Genomic DNA, 22353 nt, shown 5'->3' with positions numbered 1-22353 from the left:
CGATGATGTGGTTTTGCAAGCCGCATTGCGAGATCACCATGTCCGTTTCAAACGATCCCCTTCTGCAGCCGTTTCAGCTGAAGCATCTCACCCTCAAGAACCGCTTCATGTCGACGGCGCACGAACCGGCCTATTCCGAAGACGGCATGCCGAAGGATCGTTACAGGCTCTACCATCTCGAAAAGGCAAAGGGCGGCATCGCGCTCACCATGACCGCCGGTTCCGCGATCGTCTCGCAGGACAGTCCACCCGCATTCGGCAACCTGCACGCCTATCGCGACGACATCGTACCGTGGCTGAAGAAGCTCACCGATGACTGTCATGAATACGGCACGGCGGTGATGATCCAGCTCACCCATCTCGGGCGCCGGACCGGATGGAACAAGGGCGCCTGGCTTCCTGTGCTGGCGCCATCTCCCATTCGCGAACCCGCCCACCGCGCCTTCCCGAAGGAGATCGAGGACTGGGATATCGAGCGCATCGTTGCAGACTATGCCGATGCCGCCAGCCGCATGCAGGCGGCGGGTCTCGATGGCATCGAGATCGAAGCCTACGGCCACCTGATCGACCAGTTCTGGTCGCCCGCCACCAACCACCGCGACGATGCGTTCGGCGGATCGCTCGAAAACCGCATGCGGTTCTCGACCATGGTGATCGATGCGGTGCGAAAATCCGTCGGTCCGGATTTCATCGTCGGCATCCGCCTGGTTGCCGACGAGAACTGGGACAAGGGGTTTTCCCGCGAAGAGGGGATCGAGATCTCCCGGCGGCTGGTGGCATCTGGCGGTATCGACTTCCTGAACGTCATCCGCGGCCATATCGATCACGATGCGGACCTGAACGAGGTGATCCCGATCCAGGGCATGCGATCCTCGCCGCATCTCGACTTTGTCGGCGATGTCAGGAAGGCGACGAAATTCCCGGTCTTTCATGCAGCCCGAATCGCCGATGTTGCAACGGCCCGGCATGCGGTCGCCGAAGGCAAGCTCGACATGGTCGGCATGACCCGTGCCCACATTGCCGATCCGCATATCGCGAACAAGGTAGCAAGTGGCAAGGAGGCGACCATTCGCCCCTGCGTCGGTGCGACATACTGTCTGGATCGCATCTACGAGGGAGGAGAGGCTCTCTGTATCCACAATGCGGCGACGGGGCGCGAAGCCTTGCTGCCGCATGTGATCGAAAAGGCAGCAGCTGTCCGAAGGGCCGTCGTGATCGGTGCCGGTCCTGCCGGGCTCGAGGCGGCCCGCGTGCTGGCAGAGCGCGGCCACGCAGTCACCGTGCTCGAGGCAACGGGGGAGGCGGGTGGTCAGATCAATCTTCTGGTTCGCAATCCGCGCCGCCGCGAAATGATCGGCATCATCGACTGGCGGCTGGCGGAGCTTGAGCGGTTGGGTGTCGAGATCCGCTACGACGTGTTTGCCGGCGCCGACGATGTCCTCGGACTCGAGCCAGATCTCGTCGTCGTCGCAACCGGCGGCATACCGCAGTCGCAGCAACTGGAAGCGGGCGAGGAGCTTCTGACGTCGAGCTGGGATATCCTTGCCGGCTCCGCCAAACCCAACGGCCCGGTTCTGCTGTTCGACGACAATGGCGGCCATCCGGGTATGAGTGCCGCCGAAGTCATCGCCACATCAGGCGCGGATCTCGAGCTTGTCTCCCCCGAACGCTTCTTCGCACCTGAGATGGGGGGCATGAACCATGTCCCCTACGCACGGATTTTTGCCGAGAAGGGTGTCCGCGTGACGATCAACACGCGGTTGAAGTCGGTGCGGCGTGACGGCAATGCATTGGTGGCAAGCCTCGGATCCGATTACGCAAAGGATGTGGTCGAGGAAAGGCGTGTCGCACAGGTCGTGGTCGAGCACGGCACGGCCGCGAACGCGGATCTCTATTTCGAGCTGAAGCCGGTCTCGCGCAATCTTGGCGCCGTGGACTACGCGATGCTGATTAACAGAAGAGCGCCGCTGCTGCCGAAGAACCCCGGCGCGGCTTTCGATCTCGTGAGGATCGGCGACGCTGTGGCAAGCCGCAATGTCCATGCAGCAATCTACGATGCGCTGCGATACTGCTCGCTTTTGTAAACCGCGCACGAAAAAGGCGGCATTATCGATGCCGCCTCTTCCATTCAATCGTCTGTCACGTGGCGTGTAGCCCGTTCCAGGTCCCTAAGAATTAGTTCTTAGGAGCCGTCGACGGCGTTGTCGCGCCATTTTCAGCCGGTGCTGCCGGGGTGCCCGGAGCCGGATTCATCGTGGACGACGTTGTCGATGTGTCGGATGCTGCCTGCTTGTCGTCCAGTGTCTTGAACTCTGGAGCAGACTTCAGTGCTTCCGCCGTTTCAGTGGTCGACAGACGCACTTCGTTGTTGTTCTGTGCGTCGCGGGTGAGCGTCAGCTTGCTGATCGGAAGGGCTACATCCTTTTCGCCGATGCCGAGGAAGCCGCCGACGCCGACAACTGCTGCAACGATTCCGCCGTTTTCTTCAAACAGGAGGTCGTTGACGTCACCAATGCTTTCGTTAGCCGAATTGTAGATCGACTTGCCGATATAATCGTTGGCGCTGACCTGGGTGGTCGCCTGTTCTGTCAGGTAATTGCCGTCTGCAGTGGTAGCCATGCCACCTGCTGGTGCAGCCGGGGTCGTTGTCGTGGTATCGGCCGGTGCCGAAGGTGCTGCCGGTGTCGCCGGAGCAGGCTGTGCCGTCTGGGCAAAAGCCGGCGCAAGTGTGGTGGACGCCATGAGAACGGCTGCTGCGGCGATCGTGCTGAGAGTCTTTTTCATCGTGTTCCTACCTTTTCCATCTAATTCGTCGTGAAGGACGGCTTCTCGGATTGAAGGGCCGTCTCGACCAAGAAGGACGCGTTCGTTCTGCTTGGCTTCGGTAGGGAAATGGCCGAAACGCCGGTTTGGTTCCGCATTTCCATGCCGTTTTATTAGGCAGAGACTGCGGAACGTTTCAGCATTTGGCGGGTTTGGGGCTTTATCAGCGAGAATATAGATCCTTAAAGTCAGGCCGAGTATCGGGGTTCCCGACCAAGCGTGACTGGAACGGCGAGTTCGAACAACGCTCCCGCCAGCGGATCGGAGGTTCGGGCGTTCTGGTCCATTCCCTCCCAGGCTGATGTGACAGCCAAGCGCCCATTTCCGATCACGACTGGGCAGGTCGTTCTCTTGGCGGGCACTTCGAAACGCGCGAGAAGGACACCGTCCAGACCATAATGGTCGACCGCACCTTCACCCCAGCGGGCGTTCCAGATCGTGCCGTCCTGATCGCAGATCGCGCCATCCATTCCACCGGGGCTGCCGCTGCCATCGATGAAGAGGGTGGGTTTTGACGTCGGGAGTCCGGTCAATGGATCAAGGTCGACACGCATGAGGTGGTTGATGCGCGTGTCGACATAATAGCCGGTGCTTCCGTCCGGCGAAAAGCAGATCCCATTCGGAATGCTCATCTTGTCAAACAGCGTCGTGACCTTGCCGCCCACGACATGATAGATCGCACCCGCGCCTTCCGCAGCGGTGCGCCCCATCGTGCCGATCCACAGCGCACCGGAAGGGTGCAGCCGGCCGTCGTTGGAGCGGTTGTCCGGCTTGTCCTTCTCGAGGTCGCAGTGCAGGGTCAGTTCGCCGGTGGCGCGATCCCGTATGAAGAGCCCTTGATCGGAGGCGATCAGCTGCCGCTCGGCGTCGACCGGCACGAGAACGCTTCCCATTATGGGGAGGATCTGCACAGATTCTTTGCCGGTGTTGATGTCGAGCGAGCGAAGCTGCTTTTCGAGAATGCTGAACCACCAGATCGTCCCGGTATCCGCATCGAAGCTGGCTCCTTCGCCAAGTTCACAAGGCGTCGAGGACAATACGCTACCCTGGAACGGGTGAGAGACAAAATCGGCTGTGGTCACGGGCATCCTCCGCAGAAGCTTCTGTTCGTTGCAGAATTAACGCGAACCGCCGCGATGGCTAGCCGCGTCATCAGATTTTCCCTGACAAATTCCTGAAACCATGCGACAAGATTCGCAAATGCGAGAACCTATCACCATCACCTGGTGACGTTTGCGTGCGTAAGGTCTGGTCGGAGCAAGAAGCAGTACATGTCTAAGACCGAAAAAGCCGAAGAGATGTCCTTTCTCGACGGCAGTGTCGCCGAAATCGCCACCCTGCAGACCCAGTTTGATGTCATCCGGTTCCTGAAGCGAGTGACGCAGTATTATAACTGTCGCACCTTCATGGTTCTCAACCTTCCGTCGATCACGTCTCGCGAACTGTCCGAAAATACCGTCGTTACCAATTGGCCGGCGGAGCTGATGTCGCAGTTCGACAAAAGCGGTCTGATGCAGACCAGCTCCGGCCTTGCACATCTGCGCAAGTTCACGACGCCCTTCGTCTTCGATCTCTCGAGCGATCGCGGCGTGATCAATTCGAGCGACGAGGTCACGCAGATCTTTTCCGGGTTCGGCATCCAGCGCGGCGCCTGTTTCCCCGTCCATGACCGGCTTGGCAATCGCGGCGCCGTTTGCTTCGGCGGTACGGGCAAGACATTTGACCAGCAGCAGATGATGGAACTGCATTATCTCTCGGTTCACGTCTATGAACAGCTGGCGCAGATCCGCAGCCTCGACGTCAAGACCAACGATGTCCTGACCGAACGCGAAGTCGATTGCCTGAACTGGACGGCTGCGGGTAAGACCAGCGCGGAAATTGCCGAAATCCTTGGACTCTCCGAGCACACCGTAAACCATTATCTCAACCGCACGGCCCGCAAGCTCGATACCGTCAACCGCACCCAGGCGGTTGCCAAGGCGTTGAGATCCGGCATCATCAAGTAACGATGCCGGCGATCATTATTTGATCAACGCCTCTGTTTTCTACGCGGTCAATTGATCGTTCACTGGGCAAATTCCCAACGCTCTCGAGTTGCCTGTCCCTAACACCCTGTTTCGACTACGTAAACATCCGCATTACGGTCTGGCATGGTTCGTGCTTGTCTACAGGCAGGTCCAGAGGGGGCTGAAAGCGTCCCAAGAGGCGCGATAAAAACAAGCCGCTATCCGGGGCGCCGTCTGGCTGCCATCCGGGTAGCGGCTTTCTTTTTTCTGACATGGGGCGTTTCAACGAAGCGTCTTGCTCGAGACCGGTGACACTTCCTATATAAGCCTTGGATCCGGCGCGGGCAGTTTGTGTCGAGATCGCTATCAGGAGCAGGCAATGTCCGACGTCACCAAGGAACAGGTTCTGGCGGTTCTCGCGAAGGTTCGCGGACCCGACCTCGAAGGTGATATCGTCTCTCGCGGAATGGTCTCCGATGTCTTTATCTCCGACAAGAAGGTCTATTTCTCGATTACCGTGCCGGCGGATCGCGCAACCGAACTCGAGCCGCTGCGCATGGCCGCCGAACGGACGGTCGCCGCGATGCAGGGCGTCAACGGCGCGGTGGTTACGCTGACGGCCGATCGCAGAGCTGGAACGGCACCTGCCAAGACGGCACCTCCGCCAAAGCCGCAAGCGTCTGCCGCCGGCCACGCGCATCCGCACCCCCCCGCCACACCCGGGCCGAGACAGCCCGCACCGAAAGCCGGCGTTCCGGGCGTGGGTGCCATTATCGCGGTGGCGTCCGGCAAGGGTGGCGTTGGCAAATCGACGACAGCAGTCAATCTGGCGCTGGGTTTCCAAGCCAACGGTCTCAAGGTCGGCATTCTCGATGCGGATATCTACGGCCCGTCCATCCCGCGTCTCCTCAACATCTCCGGCAAGCCGCAGCAGCTTGAAGACCGGAAGATCGCTCCGATGGAGAACTATGGGCTGAAGGCGATGTCGATCGGCTTTCTGGTCGAGGAGGGCACCGCGATGATCTGGCGCGGCCCGATGATCCAGTCGGCACTGCTGCAGATGCTGCGCGAAGTCGGCTGGGGCGAGCTCGATATTCTCGTGATCGACATGCCGCCTGGAACCGGCGACGTGCAGCTCACGCTCGCCCAGCAGGTGCCGCTCGCCGGTGCCGTGATCGTCTCGACCCCGCAGGATCTCGCCCTGATCGACGCCCGCAAGGCCATCGCCATGTTCGGCAAGGTCGAGATACCCATCCTCGGCATCATCGAGAACATGAGTTACTTCCTCGCTCCCGATACGGGCACCCGCTACGACATCTTCGGCCATGGTGGCGCAAAGTCGGAAGCCGAGCGCATCGGCGTTCCCTTCCTCGGCGAAATCCCTTTGACGATGGACATCCGCGAACGCTCCGACGCGGGCACGCCGGTCGTCGTTTCCGATCCGGACAGTGCATCCGCCGCCGTTTATCGGGAGATCGCATCCAAGGCCTGGGCAGAGATTAAGGGCAAGCCGCTGCGCAAGGCGCCTGCCATCGTTTTCGAATAGAACCTATTCGAGTTTGGACGGTCTCCCGGGCAGGAATACACGGTCAGTGGCGGTCAATACTCTGAAATCGCCTCTCTTTTTGTTTCGAAATTGTTAAACATCGCCGCTAGACGTCTGCGGCGATAGTGAAAGCATGCAGTTGCAGCCCTTGCCTTGTGCAATTGCTGTCTTTATAGGCGCCTCCCGCCGGAGGGCGCTTCCTTGCTCTTCGCGGGCGGAGCGAAGTATCCGCATTTTTCCGTTGAAAGGCTGGCTCGAACGCCAGATGCCGAATGGGCCACCCAGCAGAACATAGTGCCGCCGAGAAAACCAAAGGACATGGGCTGTTCGCGCTTGCGCTCGGCTCTGTCGGTGTCGTCTATGGCGATATCGGCACGAGCCCGCTCTATGCCTTTCGCGAGGCGTTGAAGCCCGTCGCCCATGACGGCGTCACGCAGATGGAAATCATCAGCCTCATCTCGCTGATGATCTGGACGCTGACCATCATTGTCACCTTCAAATACGTTCTCTTCCTGCTGCGCGCCGATAACGATGGAGAGGGTGGCACGCTGTCGCTTCTGGCGCTCATGACCAAAGGAGCGTGCGGCCATCGGGCTGTCCTGATGCTGCTCGGGCTGATCGGCGCCGCGCTGTTTCTAGGCGATGCGATGATCACGCCGGCGCTGTCGGTCCTGTCTGCGGTGGAAGGCCTGAAATACGTATCACCGCATTTCGAAAGCGCCGTTCTGCCGATTTCGATTGCCATCCTGGTTGCGCTGTTTGCCATCCAGTCGAAGGGCACCGGCATGGTGGCGAAGTTCTTCGGACCGATCACCGCCGTCTGGTTTCTCGTGATGGGCGGCATCGGCCTGGTGCATATTTTCGACGACCTTAGTATTCTTGCCGCCTTCAATCCATTGCATGCCTTCCAGTTCATGAGCGAAGAAGGCTTTGCCGGCGTCGTCGTTCTCGGCGCCGTCTTCCTGACGGTGACCGGCGCGGAAGCACTTTACGCCGATCTCGGCCATTTCGGTCGCCGTCCCATCCAGTGGGCTTGGTTCGTTTTGGTCTTTCCGGCGCTGACGCTGAATTATCTCGGTCAGGGCGCCATGGTGCTGAGCCACCCCGAAGCGATGAGCGATCCGTTCTATCTGATGTTCCCGCAATGGGCGCTCGTTCCGGTGATCATTCTCGCCACCTGCGCCACCATCATCGCAAGCCAGGCCGTCATTACCGGCGCCTTCTCGCTGGTGCGCCAGGCGATCCATCTCGGATATCTGCCGCGCATGCAGATCCTGTTCACCTCGGAAACCAATACCGGCCAGATCTTCCTGCCGGGCGTCAACACGCTGCTTCTGGTCGGCGTCATCGCGCTGGTTCTTGGTTTCGAGAGCTCCGATGCTCTGGCCACCGCCTATGGAATCTCGGTGACCGGCGCCATGGTGGTGACGACGCTGATGGCGTTCGAGTTCGTTCGGCTGAGATGGCGCTGGCCGCGTGTGCTGGCAACCCTTGTGCTCGCGCCGCTTCTGCTGCTCGAATTCGTTTTCCTGGGCGCCAATCTCTTGAAGATCCATGATGGCGGCTGGGTGCCGGTCATGATGGCGATCGGCTTTACCGTCGTCATGTGGACCTGGAAGCGGGGTGCTGCGATCCTGTTCGAAAAGACCCGCCGCATCGATGTGCCGCTGCAGACCTTTATCCCCATGGTGGAAAAGAAAAGCGATCATGCTCCGGTGTCCGTGCCCGGCGTCGCCATCTTCCTGACCGGTGATCCGCAGACGGCACCCGCGGCCTTGCTGCACAACATCAAGCACAATCACGTGCTGCATGCGAAGAACGTCATCCTGACCATCATCACGGTCAACAAGCCGCGCGTCTCGATCGAGGACCGCTACCGGGTCGAGAAGCTGTCGGATCGTTTTACGGTCATCGAACTGCGATTCGGCTTCATGCAATCCCACAATGTCTCGCAGTCGCTTGCCTATTTGAGAAAGACCGGCTTCAAGTTCGATATCATGTCGACGTCGTTCTATCTCGGCCGACGCAAGCTGGTACCGGACGCAGCTTCCGGTATGCCCATGTGGCAGGACCGGTTGTTTATCGCACTCGCCAATGCCGCAACCGATCCGTCCGACTATTTCCACCTGCCGGCCAACCGCGTCGTCGAACTGGGTTCGCACGTCATCATCTGACGGAAAGGGTGACGGAGAGGTCGCCCAAAACCCGCGTGGCATTTCGGACACGAGCCTCTGACGTTTAAGTGAAAATGCCCAAATCCCAGCGTTACAAGGGATTCTGTCTATAAGCGTTAACTGCTCATCAAGGTTAATGATTGATGTTTGACCCATCGATCAGTCATTGAGGTCCCTGGTTGACCTGCCTTGTGGAGTAGCCGGTTTTGCGTTCGAAGACCGTACAGCGTCGAAAGTCCTCTAAAGTGGCCATGCCGGCGGCTCGGACGAAGTCTCTTTTGCACCGCGCCCTGTCGCGCCGCGATATCTGGCTGGCGCCTGGCGTCCTCGGACTTGCTGCCTGGCTGGTGTTTCCAGCCGTTCCCGCACAAGGCGATCTCACCGATCTCCTCTCCGGCATCGATCGCGGCCGCGACCAGTGGCGCATGGTCATGACCAACTCGCCGGCCGGTTCTATTCATAACGCATCGCTTGCCTTTCCGGGTGGCGGTTCCGTGCTCGGCGGCGATGCCGGCATGACGCTGCCCGACGGTCGCCGCGTTGCATTCACCGGCAGCGAGAAGTCAGGTGAGGACACGCCGGACGAAGACCGCGTCAACCGCGCGGAAAAGAAGAGCCGGATCGTAGCCGTGGAACAGATGCAGCCGCCGAAGGCCTTTTCGGCCGGGTCGATCCTCGACCGTTCCAGCTCGCTGACCACGCCTGTGGATGCCAGCGATGAAATGACCGCCTTCGTCAAAGCCGAAGCCGACGACCAGCCGGTCGAGCTCGCCGAATTCTATTTCCGCAAGGACGAGGTCAAGGAGCCCGGTCTTCCTTCGATGCTCGCCGACCTCATCACCAACGAAAAGGCCGATGTGCTGGCAACCGCCTATGCACCGGCCAAGCCCGACTTCTCACGCAAGTCACCCTTCGATGCGATCCTCGGCGCAAAGCCCGAAACCGGCCGATTCATTCCGCCGATCGGCCCGGAAGACCACGCCTGGGCAGCAACAGCGCTGCCGGAAGAATCGTTTTCGCCCAAGCAGCAGCAATGCCTGGCCGCCGGCATCTATTTTGAAGCGCGCGGAGAAGAAGTGCGTGGCCAGGCCGCGGTCGCACAGGTTATTCTCAACCGCGTCCGCAATCCGCACTATCCGAAAAGCATCTGCGACGTCGTCTATCAGAACGAAGACTGGCGCAACCGCTGCCAGTTCTCCTTCGCCTGCGACAACATTCCGGATCGAATCCGCGCGCCGGATCATTTCGAAACAGCCCAGGAAGTAGCGATGGCGGTGACCGCCGGCAAGATCTGGTTGCCGGAAGTCGGCTCGGCCACTCACTACCACGCGGTCTATGTGCGTCCGAACTGGGCAAAGACCATGAAAAAGGTCGGACGCATCGGTCTGCACGTGTTTTACCGTACCTATGGTGGTGGTTGGAGCTGATAAACCCGGCCGATCTGTGAATATTCCCGCGAAGGTTTTGCCATGTTGCCGGGAATTCAGCGATAACCGATTGAAATCGAAGTGTTAATTTCCCCTGAATCAAGGCCCGGCACCGCCTTGACTATAAGTCCTCTCAAAACTATGTTGCGCGCGACTTAGAAGCGGGCCGGAAGGCGCGAAACCCCGCTGGCTGCTTTTGCGGTTGGTCCGCTCCGAACAAGGGCGGATGGGAGGACGTGAGTATGGACAACCGCGAGGATGGTCTGGAAGAACGCCGAAAGCGTCTGTCCGCACAATTGGCGGATCGGAAGGCTGGTGACGCGGTAGAGGCGAAGCGGGAAGCGCAATCTGAAGAAAGTCGAAAGGGCATGGCCCTCGGCTTCAAGATTTCCTCCGAATTCATCTCGGCTGTCGCAGTCGGCGCCATTCTGGGCTATGGACTGGATTACTATGCCGGCACGTCGCCGTGGGGGATGATCATTCTTCTCCTTCTTGGTTTCTGCGCCGGCGTTCTGAACGTGCTTCGATCCGTGGGCAAGGTGGCCGAGCCGCCGCCCTTGCGGAAAAAAGGCAGCGGGGACGGGGCAGGGCACTAACAGGCTCGGTTTCGCAACACGAATTGAGCCGCCGGCATGGCGGCATATGAAAGAGGGTAAGCGGTGGCAAACGATCCGATCCATCAGTTCCAGATCAGCAAGATCGTCCCGATCGAGATCGGCGGTATCGACCTATCCTTTACCAATGCATCGCTGTTCATGACTGCTACGGTCGCCTGCGCAGCCGGCTTCCTGTATTTCGCATCGTCCGCCCGCAGCCTGATCCCGGGCCGTGCGCAGTCGGTTGCGGAAATGTCCTACCAGTTCATTGCCAACATGCTGCGCGAAGGCGCCGGCAGCCATGGCATGAAGTTCTTCCCGCTGGTCTTCTCGCTGTTCATGTTCGTCTTGACCGCGAACCTGCTCGGGATGTTCCCGTACTTCTTTACCGTCACCAGCCAGATCATCGTCACCTTTGCGCTTGCGCTTCTGGTGGTCGGCACGGTCATCGTCTACGGCTTCTACAAGCACGGCCTCGGCTTCCTTCAGCTGTTCGTGCCAAGCGGTGTACCCGGCGCTCTTCTGCCGCTGGTCGTCGTCATCGAAGTCATCTCCTTCCTGTCCCGGCCGATCTCGCTCTCCGTTCGTCTTTTCGCGAACATGCTGGCCGGCCACATCACGCTGAAAGTGTTCGCGGGCTTTGTTAGCTCGCTTGGAGCACTCGGCGCACTCGGCATCGGCGGCGCCATCCTGCCGCTCGCCATGACGGTCGCCCTGACCGGTCTCGAATTCCTCGTTGCCTTCCTCCAGGCCTATGTCTTCGCGGTACTCACATGCATGTACCTGAACGACGCGGTCCATCCCGGCGGGCACTAAGAATAACTACCAAATTGGCGTCCTGAGGCGTCAGTCATCAGCCGCAAACCCATTCAAGGAGTTCATCATGGAAGCGGAAGCAGCAAAGTTCATCGGCGCAGGTCTGGCTTGCTTTGGCATGGCCGGCACGGCCCTCGGCCTCGGCAACATCTTCGGCAGCTACCTGTCGGGCGCCCTGCGCAACCCGTCTGCCGCTGACAGCCAGTTCGGCCGTCTGGTATTCGGTTTCGCCGTTACGGAAGCTCTGGGCATCTTTTCGCTGCTCGTAGCTCTCCTTCTCCTGTTCGTGGTCTAATACCAGACCTGGACTTCGGATCACGGTCGTTTCAAAGCGCACCGTGATCCTTCGCATTTGGAATTCACCCGGAGGTGATGATGTTCGTGACTTCGGCATATGCGCAGACCGCGCCGGCCGCTCCTGAAACGCCTGCAGCACCGGGCGCCGCACCGGCGGCCGAACCGCATGCTGCTCCGGCTGGCGAAGTGCATACCGAAACCGGTGTCGCCCACGACACTGAGCACAGTGGCGCGTTTCCGCCGCTCGATTCATCCCATTTCGCGTCGCAGCTTCTCTGGCTCGTCATCACGTTCGGTCTCTTCTACCTTCTCATGAAGAAGGTGATCGTTCCGCGCGTTGGCGGAATCATCGAGGATCGTCACGATCGTATCGCAAAGGATCTCGAAGAAGCCGGCCGCGCCAAGGCGGAAGCCGACGCTGCCGTCGAGACCTATGAAAAGGAACTGGCCGCCGCCCGCGCCAAGTCGCACGGCATTGCCGAAGCGGCCCGCGAAGCCGCCAAGACCAAGGCTGCTGCCGACCGTAGCGCCATCGAAGCCGAACTGGCCGCAAAGCTCAGTGCAGCAGAAACCCGCATCGGCGAGATCAAGGACAAGGCTTTTGCTGAAGTCGGCCAGATCGCCGAAGACACCGCATCCGCCATCGTCGATCTTATGATCGGCGGCAAGGCAAGCGGCGATGACATCAAGGCTGCCGTCGCGGCCGCCAAGACGGGGGCCTGATCGCATGGCATTCGACGCAACATTTTTCGCACTCGTTGGTCTCGTCATTTTCCTCGGCATCCTGATCTACATCAAGGTGCCGGGCATGATGGCAAAGTCGCTCGACGAACGCGCCGCCAACATCCGCAGCGAACTCGACGAAGCCAAGAAGCTTCGCGAGGAAGCCCAGGCGCTGCTGGCTGAATACCAGAAGAAGCGCAAGCAGGCCGAAGCCGACGCTGCCAGCATCGTCGCATCCGCCGAACGCGAAGCCGCTGCCCTGACGGAAGAAGCCCGCCAGAAGACGGAAGAATTCGTCGCTCGCCGCAATGCGGTCTCCGAGCAGAAGATCAAGCAGGCGGAAGCTGATGCCGTGAGCGCCGTTCGCGCCGCAGCCGTCGACCTCGCCATCGCCGCCGCCGAAAGCGTCATCGCCCGCAAGGCCGATGCAGCAACGCAGGAAGCCCTGTTCAGGGACGCCGTCGGTACGGTTCAAACGCGCCTGAACTAAGCTTCAGATACATGAATTAAGAAAAGGCCGGGCGAAAGCTCGGCCTTTTGCGTTATGCGGTGAGGGTAATGTCCGAGTCCTGGAGATCGGCGAGATCGTCTTCCGGCAGCGGATCTTTCCGCATCGGACGAAAGCTCATCCGGTGGAGCGGGCAGGGGCCGTGGCTCGTAATGCCGTCGCGGTGCTGTTTGGTGGCGTATCCGACATGCTTGGCAAAGCCATAGGCCGGAAAAACGGTGCAGGCGCGACCCATCATCCGGTCGCGGGTGACTTTCGCCACGATCGAGGCCGCGGCGATGGAGACAGAGCGGCTATCGCCCTTGATCACGGCCTTGCCGGGGCAGGCGAGCCCAGGCGGCATGTCGCGGCCATCGGTGAGGAGATAGGCCGGCTTGATATTCAGTCCGATCACCGCACGCCGCATGGCGTCGAGACTGGCGCGCAGGATGTTGCGCTCGTCGATGAGGCGCGGACCAGACGATGCAATCGACACATGCGCCGTCGCCATGATCATCGCAAACAGCGCTTCCCGCTGCTTCAGGCTGAGCTTCTTGGAATCGTCGAGACCGGGTGGAATGTTGTCGGGATCGAGAATCACGGCGGCTGCCACAACCGGACCCGCCAAGGGACCGCGGCCTGCTTCGTCGGTGCCAGCCACCGGCCAATGTCCGGCATCCCGCGCCATCAGCTCCAGGCTGAAATCTGGAACGAATGGCGTCTCTTCAAACAATGTCGGAGAATCGGGCGGCGTGCGAAGCAACATGGCGGCAGTTTCGCACGCCCGCCCGACCTCCGGCAACCCCCGGACAACGAGTGCGGCGTCGTTGCCCACCATCGGGGGCGCCCTTTCGGGATGATGGTGGGAACCGGGGGTCTTTCGGCAGGTGATATGCGGGAACCGTGCCGAAATTCGAAATTAATCGACCTGAATGAAAGTCGCTGTAACTCTCGCGACGTCATCAGGCCGTTTCGCAGGGACGACGGGTGCCCCTGCAGGCCAAATTCAAAGCAGCGAAAGCTGAATGCCCGCGCCATTCGGACGAACAAACAAATCGTCCCTAAGCGGCACGCCCCGACGCGTCATGCCGAGCCGCTTCGTTGCCATCTCGAAGCGTCGCCCGATCTGCCAGGCGTAAGGACCGGTGCCCTTCATCCGCTTGCCGAACTCCGCGTCATAATCCTTGCCGTCCCGCATCGAGCGAACGAGCGACATCACATGCCGGTAGCGGTTCGGGTAATGCTGCAGCAGCCAGTCGCGGAACAGCGGCGCCACTTCCAGCGGCAGACGTAAGAGCACGTAACTCGCCTCCGTTGCGCCGGCAGCGTGCCCCGCTTCCAGAAGCCGCTCGATCTCGTGGTCGTTCAGCGCCGGAATGATCGGCGAGGTAAACACAGCTGTCGGTATGCCAGCGTCCGAGAGCGCTTTGATCGCCTCGAGCCGTTTGGCGGGCGTCGACGCGCGCGGCTCCATGCTGCGAGCAAGCTTGCGGTCGAGGGTGGTTAGCGATATCGCGACCTTGGCGAGGCCCTTCGACGCCATGTCGGAAAGAATGTCGATGTCGCGGGTGACCAGCGACGATTTGGTGACAATGGTCACCGGGTGGTTGGCCTTCTGCAGGACTTCCAGAATCTGGCGCATGACGCGCCATTCCCGTTCGATCGGCTGGTAGGGATCGGTATTGGTGCCGATCGCAATCGCCCGGACCTTGTAATCGGACCGGCTCAGTTCGCGCTTCAGAAGCTTCGGCACGTCAGGCTTGGCAAACAGTTTCGATTCGAAATCCAGCCCCGGCGAAAGCCCCATGAAACTGTGACTCGGCCGCGCGAAGCAGTAGATGCAGCCATGCTCGCAGCCGCGGTACGGGTTGATTGAGCGGTCGAAGGGAATGTCGGGAGAATCGTTTCGGGTAATCGCGGTACGTGGCTTTTCCACCTGCACCTCGGTCCGGAACGGTTCCAGTTCCTCGATCGTCTGCCAGCCGTCGTCGAAAGCCTCGCGACGCTCCGTCTCGAAACGTCCTGAAGGGTTCAGTCCGGCGCCACGACCGCGCCGGCGATCCCCCTCGATCCGGAGGCCGGAGGTCTTCACCAATGCATCGGCAATATCAGCCGTATGAGCAGGCGCGAATGCGTCCTGCCGCAAATGGGACAGCTCGTTCATGGGGCACTCCTGACGGGAAAAATTCCCGTTCTCGAATGACAAGATTCCTATCGCGACATTGAGAACAATGCAAGAACAAACTCGCAAAGGATTTGTGGCAATCCGTTGTGCAATGCGCTAGACATTGAAAATGCTGACTGTTTTGTTGGAATGCCGGGATCAGGAAGCCGAGCTCGCGCAGACGTTGTCCGTACTTGTTTCCGCCGCGGTGGAGGGGTTGGTCAGCGATGTCGTGGTGCTCGATCACAACTCGCGCGACGGGTCCTCCCGTGTCGCGGATGCCGCCGGCTGCCGTTTCCACAGCTCCTGGGATATCGTCGATATCCTGCACAAGGCGCGTGCCGAATGGCTGCTTCTGCTGGAGCCCGGAGCGCGTCTCCAGGCCGGCTGGATCGACGAGGTGATGGAATATCTGGCGCTCAACCGTCAGCCCGTGCGGTTCTCGCCTTCGCGAACCTACCGCAAGCCGTTCCTTACAAGGATCGTCCGTTCAGTCCCGCCGCTCGAGCAGGGGCTGATCCTGCCGAAGCGCGAAGCCGTCGCGCTCGCAAAGTCCGGCATGGGTCTCGTGGATGTCGCCAAGGCTGTGACGTCAGCCGCAAAGCCGTCGAGACTGGTGAGCGAAATGATCCCAGCGTGGGTTGCCGCGTCCGCGCGATAAATCAGACCGTTACTTGCCCGATCCGCGCCGCAGATGCTCGTCCAGCCGCGGCATGATCTCGATGAAGTTGCAGGGCATGTGGCGGTAGTCCAGCTGCGCTTTCAGGATGCCGTCCCAGGCATCCTTGCAGGCACCGGGAGAGCCCGGCAGCACGAAGATGAAGGTTGCATTGGCAACGCCGCCGGTTGCCCGCGACTGGATCGTCGAGGTGCCGATCTTGTCGTAGGAAATCCGGTGAAACACCTCGGAAAACCCGTCCATCTTCTTGTCGAACAGCGGCTCCAGCGCTTCCGGCGTCACGTCGCGGCCGGTAAAGCCGGTTCCTCCGGTGGTGATGACCACGTCGATCTCAGGGTCGAGGGTCCATTCGCGCACCTGGCCGGCGATCCGCTCCTTGTCGTCGGGCACGATGGCGCGTGCCCCAAGCCTGTGACCGGCCTCCGCGATACGGGCAACCAGCGTATCGCCGGATTTGTCGTCTACCATAGTCCGGGTATCCGACACGGTCAGTACCGCGATCGAAATAGGAATGAACTGGCGCGTTTCGGCGATCTTGCTCATGGCTTTGCTCCGACGGTTTCGACCGCTTCGACATACCAGTCCGGCTTCAGGGCGGTCAGCGCCTGCGCGGCGGCTTCCGCGTCTGTCTTCGAAGGGAACACACCGAAACAGGTCGCTCCGGATCCGGACATGCGCACCAGCTCGGCACCTTGCGCTGCGATCATCGCGGAGAGTTCCTCGATCTCGGGGATGAGCGCGCGAGCCGGCGGCTCCAGGTCGTTGCGAAGCGTTTTCAGGTAAGGCAGCCAGCCGCCTGCATCGGTCGGCGTCGGCGGCAAGGCCTCGTTTTCCTTGTCCACCAGTAGCTTGAAAATCTCAGGCGTCGAGACGCTGATCAGCGGGTTGGCGAGCACGAGGGAAAGGGACGGCATGGTCGGCAGCGTTTCAAGCCTTTCGCCGATCCCCTCGGCCAGAACGGCAGCCCCCGTCAGGCACATGGGCACGTCGGCACCCAGCGAAAGGCCAAGCGCCAGAAGGGCTGCTTCCGGTATTTCCGCATTCCACAGCCGGAACAGGCCACGAAGCGTGGCCGCCGCATCGGCCGACCCGCCTCCGATCCCGGCCGCGATCGGTAGTTTCTTCTCGAGGTGGATCGAAACGGGAGGCGCCGGAAAGCCGTTGGAAACCAGCTGCTGGCGAAAGAGATCGCGCGCCTTGATCACGAGATTGCCAGCCTGGCCCGCCTCGTCATTTGAAAGCTCGGACGCAAAGCGGCCGGAAACGGAAAACTCATCGGCTTCCGAGAGCGTGAAGGTCAGCTCGTCACCCAGATCGGCGAAGGTGACGACGCTTTCTAGCAGGTGGAACCCGTCATAGCGAAGCCCCACGACATGCAGGCCAAGATTGATCTTCGCAGGCGCAAGTTCCGTCAGGGCCACCTCTGTGGCGGCGTCTTGCGTATCGGATATGGTCATGCTGGAAAGCCCGCTTTATCAGGATTTCTTGTCGGGAGTGGCAGGTGCCGGCGGGGCAGGCGGCACTGGTGCTGCCTGGCCGCGATCGGCCGTCGTCGCGTTCGGATCGAGCGGCGGCAGGCCGTTGGCGATCTTTTCCTTGACCATTTCCTTGTTGACGTCCTCGCCTTCGGAAATCAGCGTCCGGTTCCACTGGTAGACCGCTTCCAGCTTGCGGCCGACACGCCAGTAGGCATCGCCCAGATGGTCGTTGATCGTCGCATCGCCGGCCCGCAATTGTACCGCGCGTTCAAGTTCGGTCACGGCTTCATCGAACTTGCCGAGGCGGAAATAGGCCCATCCCAGCGAATCGACGATATAGCCATCGTCCGGCCGCGCATCGACTGCCTTGCGGATCATGTCGAGGCCTTCGGCAAGGTTGAGGTTGAGGTCGACAAGCGAATAGCCGAGGTAGTTCAGCACCTGCGGCTGCTCGGGATTGAGCTCCAGCGCCCGCCGGAAGTTCGGCTCGGCCTTGTCGAACTGCTTCAGCCGCTCATAGGAAATGCCGCGCTGGAAGAACACGGTCCAGTCGCCCGGCTTCGGCACGGAGCCGATCATTTCGACAGCCTTGTCGTAATTGGCGGCCATCGCCTTGTAGTCTTTGGCTTCGGAAAGCACGCTGCCATAGGCGATATAGCTGCGGATGTCGGCCGGATCCGAATCGATCAGCGCCTTCAGATGGCTCTTTGCCTCGTCGACCTTGCCGGTATCGGACAGGGTGATGCCCAGCTGCAGTTCGGAAATCCGGCGCATCGGGCTGTCGGCCGGCACCTTTGCATAAAGCTCGATGGCGCGTTGCGGCTGTTCCATCTTCTCGGCAATGCCGCCGAGCAGGATTAGCGTGTCGGCGCTCTTCGGGTCCATTGCATGGGAGATCTGCAGGTAGAGACCGACCATATCCTCGGCGCCCTGGCGGTTCAGCGCGCCGCCGATCGAAAACAGCACGCCGGCCGCGCCTTCGGCAGCGGTGGTGATCTGCTGCTCGGGCTTCTCGCCCTTTTCAATGCTCTGGCGAAGCGCCTTCAGTGGCGCATAGTTGCTGATCATCTGGTCGCCGACCGAAATCGCGTCGAGCGCCTTCTGCTTGTTGCCGGCAGCGGCTTCAAGACGGGCAAGCGCCATGATGGCGCGCATGAACGTATCGGGCGCTGTCGCAACCGCTTCCTGGTTGGTAATGGCGGTGGTCAGATATTTGCGTGCACTGGCCGTGTCGCCAGAAACCAGCGCCATGGCGCCAAGATGATAGTCCGTAAACACCTTGAACCAGTCGGGCCCCTTGAGGCCGGCAATAGTCGAGATCGCCTGACGGCCGCGGCCTGCGCCGACATCCGCCCACGCCATCATCATCTGGTGGGTCAGCCGGTCAAGATCGTTCGGGCCGGTATAGGCAAGCGTCTTCTTGGCGGCATCGAAGCGCTTGTCGCGGATCGCGTCCAGCCCCCGCACGATGCGGGTGATGCGCTCGACGCCGGCATCGTCCTTCAGCCTCTCCGCTTCGCTCAAGCCGCCTTCGAAATCGCCGCTCAGAAACAGCGAAATCATCAGCCGTTCGCGGATTTCAAGGTTGGCCGCATCAAAGGACAGCGCCTTGCGATAGAGCGCAATCGCGTTCGCGTAATCATGGTCGACATCGGCGGTGCGGGCAGCGAGGAACGCGCCCGAAAACGACTGCGCGTCGCTGGCATCAAATTTCACGCTCTCCGCGGCGGCCGGCTTCGCCTCTGGCGTCGCCGCTTGCGCTGCACCGGCGAGCATGAGAACGGCTGCGAGCGCTGCGCTGGAAAGCAGACGGAGGCTGTATTTCTGCCGCATAAAAAGAATGCCTTTCGTGGTGGGCCTTGAGCAGGCGACGCTTTGACGGTGGCAAATCGCCACCATCCCGCGCCAATTGAGTCATGACAGAATGGCTTTTTTGAAGCATGTCCGCAAGGAATTCTCCGGCATCGCAGAGAGCGGATGCCGGGCAGGAACGGTCACACCTTCGTCAACGCGACGGAGAGAGCGTCAGTTCACGCGCTGGATGGAGAAGTCGATCACCTCGAGCATCGCGGATTTGAGCGGCGATGCCGGCAGCGGCGCCAGCGCATCGCGGGCAATCGTGCCGTAATGCAGGGCCCGACCGATCGTGTCGTTCAGCGCGTCGTATTTCTTGATCAGGCCCAGCGCCTTTTCAAGATTTTCCTCGCTGCTTTCGCCCTGTTCGATCGCCGTCTTCCAGAATGCGCGCTCCGTTTCGGTGCCACGCCGGTAGGCAAGGATGACCGGGAGCGTGATCTTTCCCTCGCGGAAATCGTCGCCGACATTCTTGCCGAGATCGGCAGCGGTGCCGCCGTAATCGAGCGCGTCATCGACCAGCTGGAAAGCGTAGCCAAGGTTCATGCCGTAGGAGCGCATTGCGGAACGCCCGGCCTTGTCCGCATTGGCGATGATCGGGCCGACTTCCGCCGCCGCCGCAAACAAAGCCGCCGTCTTGGCGCGAATGACGGAGAGATAGTCGTCCTCGGTGGTTTCCATGTTCTTGGCGACGGAAAGCTGAAGCACTTCGCCTTCCGCAATCACGGAAGCCGCGGTTGCCAGAACGTCCAGCGCTTCAAGCGAACCAACTTCGACCATCATCTTGAAGGACTGGCCGAGCAGAAAGTCGCCGACGAGAACACTGGCCTGGTTGCCCCAGATCATCCGTGCGGTGGATTTGCCGCGGCGCAGATCGCTTTCGTCCACCACATCGTCATGCAGCAGCGTTGCCGTGTGCATGAATTCGACGCTGGTCGCGAGCTTCACATGGCCTTCGCCCTTGTAGCCGAACAGCACCGCAGACGCGAGCGTCAGCATCGGCCGAAGCCGCTTGCCGCCCGACGAGATCAGGTGGTTGGCAACTTCCGGGATCATTTGCACGTCGGAGCCTGCCTTCGACAGGATCAGCTGGTTGACCCGCTCCATGTCTCCTCTCGTGAGGTCCACCAGGGGCTTCACGGAAGCAGATTTGTTTTTGCCTTCTTCAAGCGGTATTACGACGCCCAACGACCGGACTCCTAAATTAAGTTCCGGCTTGGACAATAGAAAGCGTGGCAGGATGCGGCAAGTGACAATTCGCTGACCTGCCGTTTTTGAGGGGGATTTTTGCCGCATGCGGGAACTCATTCGCGCCAACGACCCGGTGCTTCTCTCGGTTGCGAGCAGCCTGATGAAGGATGCCGGCATTCATTTTATGGTTGCGGACCAGTCCATGAGCGTGCTCGAAGGCTCGCTCGGCATGCTGTCGAAGCGCTTCCTTGTCGAGGAGGAGAGGGGAGATGAAGCCCGCCGCATCCTGATCGATGCGGGCCTGGAGGCGGAGCTTCGCCCGTGACCACGTCCGCCGGCATCCCGCAGGATCTTTCGTCGGACTTCACCATCGATGCGTTTCACCGCGGCCGCTTCCATCTGGTGCAGCCGAAGGGCGGCGGCCACCGGTCCGGCGTGGATGCGATGCTGCTCGCCTCGCTTGTGGCGGACGAACGGTCCGTTTCGGTTGCCGATCTCGGATCCGGCGCCGGTGCCGCAGGACTAGCGGTCGCGAGCCGGCTCGAAAACGCCCGCATCGTTCTGGTCGAGAAGTTGCCGTTGATGGCGGAGTATGCGCGGCGAACGCTGGCTTTGCCGGAAAATGCTTTCCTGTCTGATCGTATCACGGTTCTCGGCGCCGATGTGACGCTCACGGGCAAGGCCCGGGTCGACGCGGGATTGCACGACGGCGTGCACGACCATGTGATCATGAACCCGCCCTTCAACCACGCCGACGACCGCATAACGCCGGATGCCTTGAAGGCCGAAGCGCATGCAATGACCGCTGGCCTGTTCGAAAACTGGCTGCGCACGGCCGCCGCCATCATGAAACCCGGCGGGCAATTGTCGCTGATCGCCCGTCCGGATTCCATCGTCGATATCATCGAGGCCTGCGGCAAGCGCTTCGGCGGGCTTGAAATAACCCCGGTCCACCCCCGCCCGGGCGAGGATGCGACCCGCATTCTGGTAACCGGGGTCAAGGGATCGAGAGCGCGGCTGGTGTTCCGCGCGCCGCTGATCGTGCATGGAGCGGATGGCAATTCCTTCATGTCGCAGGCGGACGATTTGAACAACGGCCGCACCGCCTATCACCGAAGACGGCGGTAAAACCCCGTTTTTAGAGGCTCAGCCATTGTGTTCGCCCTTCGAGAACATACATCCAGGCTTCCGATATATGCTTGAACAGGATGGATGATGAGCTTCTTGAATCGCCTGCTGCCAAAACGTTTCCGCAAGACCGGTTTGTCGATCCCGGTGGTCCGACTGCATGGCACGATCATGGCGGGCGGCAGCCAGTTCAAGCAGACCCTCAACATCGCAACCGTGGCGCCGATGCTGGAAAAGGCCTTCGCAAAGAAGGATGCGCCGGTCGTTGCCATCTCCATCAATTCGCCGGGCGGCTCGCCTGTCCAGTCGAGGTTGATCTACCAGCGCATCCGAGCTCTCGCCGAGGAAAAGAACAAGAAGGTTCTGATCTTCGTGGAAGATGTGGCAGCGTCTGGCGGCTACATGATCGCTCTTGCCGGCGACGAGATCTTTGCCGATCCGACCTCGATCGTCGGCTCGATCGGCGTCGTGTCGGGTGGTTTCGGCTTCCCGGAAATGCTGAAGAAGATCGGCGTCGAACGCCGCGTCTATACGGCCGGCGAGAACAAGGTGATCCTTGATCCGTTCCAGCCGGAAAAGGAAGGCGACATCGAGTATCTGAAGACGCTGCAGCTCGAGATCCACAAGGTCTTCATCGACATGGTGAAATCGCGCCGCGGGTCGCGGCTTGGCGAAGATAGCACGATTTTCTCCGGGCTCTTCTGGACTGGCAGCCGTGGCCTCGAACTCGGCCTCATCGATGGGCTGGGCGAGATGCGCGATGTGATCAAGCGCCGTTTCGGCAAGGATGCCAAGCTGGAGCTGATCGGCGGCACGCGGACCCTGTTCGGTCGCCGGGTGCCGGGCGTTGCGCTAGGATCCGCCAATCTGGGGGAAATCGCCTCAGGCGCCACGGCAGGTCTTGCCGAAGGCCTGGAAGAACGGGCAATGTGGAGCCGCTTCGGGCTCTGATATGCCCGCCTTA

General features: G+C 60.7%; 22 protein-coding genes. 14 read left to right on the top strand and 8 right to left on the bottom strand.

The window, feature by feature from the left end; translation table 11 throughout:
* Window positions 1-38: 38 nt before the first annotated feature.
* On the top strand, window positions 39-2084 hold the full coding sequence (locus tag ACQY1L_RS11525) for an FAD-dependent oxidoreductase (RefSeq protein WP_430240943.1): 2046 nt from the start codon (window positions 39-41) through the stop codon (window positions 2082-2084).
* Window positions 2085-2175: 91 nt separating this feature from the next.
* Here the strand turns inward: ACQY1L_RS11525 and ACQY1L_RS11520 are convergent, their stop codons facing one another.
* A complete protein-coding gene (locus tag ACQY1L_RS11520; protein ID WP_430240941.1) occupies window positions 2176-2784 on the bottom strand; it encodes a PRC-barrel domain-containing protein in 609 nt (202 codons plus the stop codon).
* A gap of 227 nt (window positions 2785-3011) precedes the next feature.
* A complete protein-coding gene (locus ACQY1L_RS11515; protein ID WP_430240940.1) occupies window positions 3012-3905 on the bottom strand; it encodes an SMP-30/gluconolactonase/LRE family protein in 894 nt (297 codons plus the stop codon).
* 189 nt (window positions 3906-4094) lie between these two features.
* Here ACQY1L_RS11515 and ACQY1L_RS11510 point away from each other — a divergent pair, with 189 nt between their 5' ends.
* From ACQY1L_RS11510 to ACQY1L_RS11470, 9 genes are all read left to right on the top strand, one after another.
* Entirely contained in the window at window positions 4095-4829 is a 735-nt protein-coding gene (locus ACQY1L_RS11510; protein WP_062453693.1) for a helix-turn-helix transcriptional regulator, read from the top strand.
* Window positions 4830-5208: 379 nt separating this feature from the next.
* On the top strand, window positions 5209-6375 hold the full coding sequence (locus tag ACQY1L_RS11505) for an Mrp/NBP35 family ATP-binding protein (protein ID WP_430240939.1): 1167 nt from the start codon (window positions 5209-5211) through the stop codon (window positions 6373-6375).
* A gap of 272 nt (window positions 6376-6647) precedes the next feature.
* A complete protein-coding gene (locus ACQY1L_RS11500) occupies window positions 6648-8549 on the top strand; it encodes a potassium transporter Kup (RefSeq protein WP_174195716.1) in 1902 nt (633 codons plus the stop codon).
* Between the two features lie 251 nt (window positions 8550-8800).
* A complete protein-coding gene (locus ACQY1L_RS11495; protein ID WP_430243929.1) occupies window positions 8801-9976 on the top strand; it encodes a cell wall hydrolase in 1176 nt (391 codons plus the stop codon).
* Between the two features lie 242 nt (window positions 9977-10218).
* Window positions 10219-10572: an AtpZ/AtpI family protein gene (locus ACQY1L_RS11490; RefSeq protein WP_062579350.1), complete on the top strand. Its 354-nt coding sequence runs from the start codon at window positions 10219-10221 to the stop codon at window positions 10570-10572.
* A 63-nt stretch (window positions 10573-10635) separates the two neighbouring features.
* A complete protein-coding gene (locus tag ACQY1L_RS11485; protein ID WP_062453688.1) occupies window positions 10636-11388 on the top strand; it encodes a F0F1 ATP synthase subunit A in 753 nt (250 codons plus the stop codon).
* 67 nt (window positions 11389-11455) lie between these two features.
* Window positions 11456-11683 (top strand): F0F1 ATP synthase subunit C, encoded by a 228-nt coding sequence (locus tag ACQY1L_RS11480; RefSeq protein WP_037087706.1) that lies wholly within the window; start codon window positions 11456-11458, stop codon window positions 11681-11683.
* A gap of 80 nt (window positions 11684-11763) precedes the next feature.
* Window positions 11764-12408, top strand: a complete 645-nt coding sequence (locus tag ACQY1L_RS11475) for a F0F1 ATP synthase subunit B (protein ID WP_092662415.1) — start codon at window positions 11764-11766, stop codon at window positions 12406-12408.
* Between the two features lie 4 nt (window positions 12409-12412).
* On the top strand, window positions 12413-12898 hold the full coding sequence (locus tag ACQY1L_RS11470; RefSeq protein ID WP_062453686.1) for a F0F1 ATP synthase subunit B: 486 nt from the start codon (window positions 12413-12415) through the stop codon (window positions 12896-12898).
* A gap of 52 nt (window positions 12899-12950) precedes the next feature.
* Here ACQY1L_RS11470 and ACQY1L_RS11465 read toward each other — a convergent pair whose 3' ends face one another.
* Together ACQY1L_RS11465 and ACQY1L_RS11460 are read right to left on the bottom strand one after the other, a co-directional pair.
* Window positions 12951-13661, bottom strand: a complete 711-nt coding sequence (locus ACQY1L_RS11465; RefSeq protein WP_062580170.1) for a ribonuclease HII — start codon at window positions 13659-13661, stop codon at window positions 12951-12953.
* A 240-nt stretch (window positions 13662-13901) separates the two neighbouring features.
* Window positions 13902-15059 (bottom strand): PA0069 family radical SAM protein, encoded by a 1158-nt coding sequence (locus ACQY1L_RS11460; protein WP_430240938.1) that lies wholly within the window; start codon window positions 15057-15059, stop codon window positions 13902-13904.
* Between the two features lie 130 nt (window positions 15060-15189).
* On the opposite strand from ACQY1L_RS11460, the gene ACQY1L_RS11455 reads away from it, so the two are divergent.
* Window positions 15190-15720, top strand: a complete 531-nt coding sequence (locus ACQY1L_RS11455) for a glycosyl transferase (protein WP_192076502.1) — start codon at window positions 15190-15192, stop codon at window positions 15718-15720.
* Between the two features lie 9 nt (window positions 15721-15729).
* On the opposite strand, the gene moaB is transcribed toward ACQY1L_RS11455, so the two are convergent.
* The 4 genes from moaB to ACQY1L_RS11435 all read right to left on the bottom strand — a co-directional run bounded on the left by moaB (window position 15730) and on the right by ACQY1L_RS11435 (window position 20258).
* Window positions 15730-16281 carry a molybdenum cofactor biosynthesis protein B gene (gene moaB / locus ACQY1L_RS11450; RefSeq protein WP_174195720.1) on the bottom strand — a complete coding sequence of 184 codons (552 nt, stop codon included), beginning with the start codon at window positions 16279-16281 and terminating at the stop codon, window positions 15730-15732.
* Entirely contained in the window at window positions 16278-17195 is a 918-nt protein-coding gene (locus ACQY1L_RS11445; protein WP_430240937.1) for a 4-(cytidine 5'-diphospho)-2-C-methyl-D-erythritol kinase, read from the bottom strand. Before ACQY1L_RS11445 ends, moaB begins: the two co-directional genes overlap by 4 nt.
* 18 nt (window positions 17196-17213) lie before the next feature.
* Window positions 17214-19049, bottom strand: a complete 1836-nt coding sequence (locus ACQY1L_RS11440; protein WP_430240936.1) for a tetratricopeptide repeat protein — start codon at window positions 19047-19049, stop codon at window positions 17214-17216.
* Between the two features lie 192 nt (window positions 19050-19241).
* Complete coding sequence (locus tag ACQY1L_RS11435) at window positions 19242-20258, bottom strand: polyprenyl synthetase family protein (RefSeq protein WP_062453680.1); 1017 nt, start codon at window positions 20256-20258, stop codon at window positions 19242-19244.
* Between the two features lie 106 nt (window positions 20259-20364).
* Here ACQY1L_RS11435 and ACQY1L_RS11430 point away from each other — a divergent pair, with 106 nt between their 5' ends.
* The 3 genes from ACQY1L_RS11430 (at window position 20365) to ACQY1L_RS11420 (ending at window position 22340) form a co-directional block, all read left to right on the top strand.
* The gene (locus tag ACQY1L_RS11430) at window positions 20365-20586 is read left to right on the top strand and encodes a DUF2007 domain-containing protein (protein ID WP_062453679.1); all 222 of its coding nucleotides are present in this window, start codon (window positions 20365-20367) and stop codon (window positions 20584-20586) included.
* Entirely contained in the window at window positions 20583-21389 is an 807-nt protein-coding gene (locus ACQY1L_RS11425) for a tRNA1(Val) (adenine(37)-N6)-methyltransferase (protein WP_371816118.1), read from the top strand. Before ACQY1L_RS11430 ends, ACQY1L_RS11425 begins: the two co-directional genes overlap by 4 nt.
* 84 nt (window positions 21390-21473) lie before the next feature.
* The gene (locus ACQY1L_RS11420) at window positions 21474-22340 is read left to right on the top strand and encodes a S49 family peptidase (protein WP_430240935.1); all 867 of its coding nucleotides are present in this window, start codon (window positions 21474-21476) and stop codon (window positions 22338-22340) included.
* Window positions 22341-22353: the final 13 nt, after the last annotated feature.

This window comes from Neorhizobium sp. DAR64862/K0K3 (assembly GCF_050500185.1).
Lineage (GTDB): Bacteria > Pseudomonadota > Alphaproteobacteria > Rhizobiales > Rhizobiaceae > Neorhizobium > Neorhizobium soli.
The sequence above is the reverse complement of the archived record's forward strand: the minus strand, read 5'-3'. Positions and strand labels throughout refer to the sequence as shown.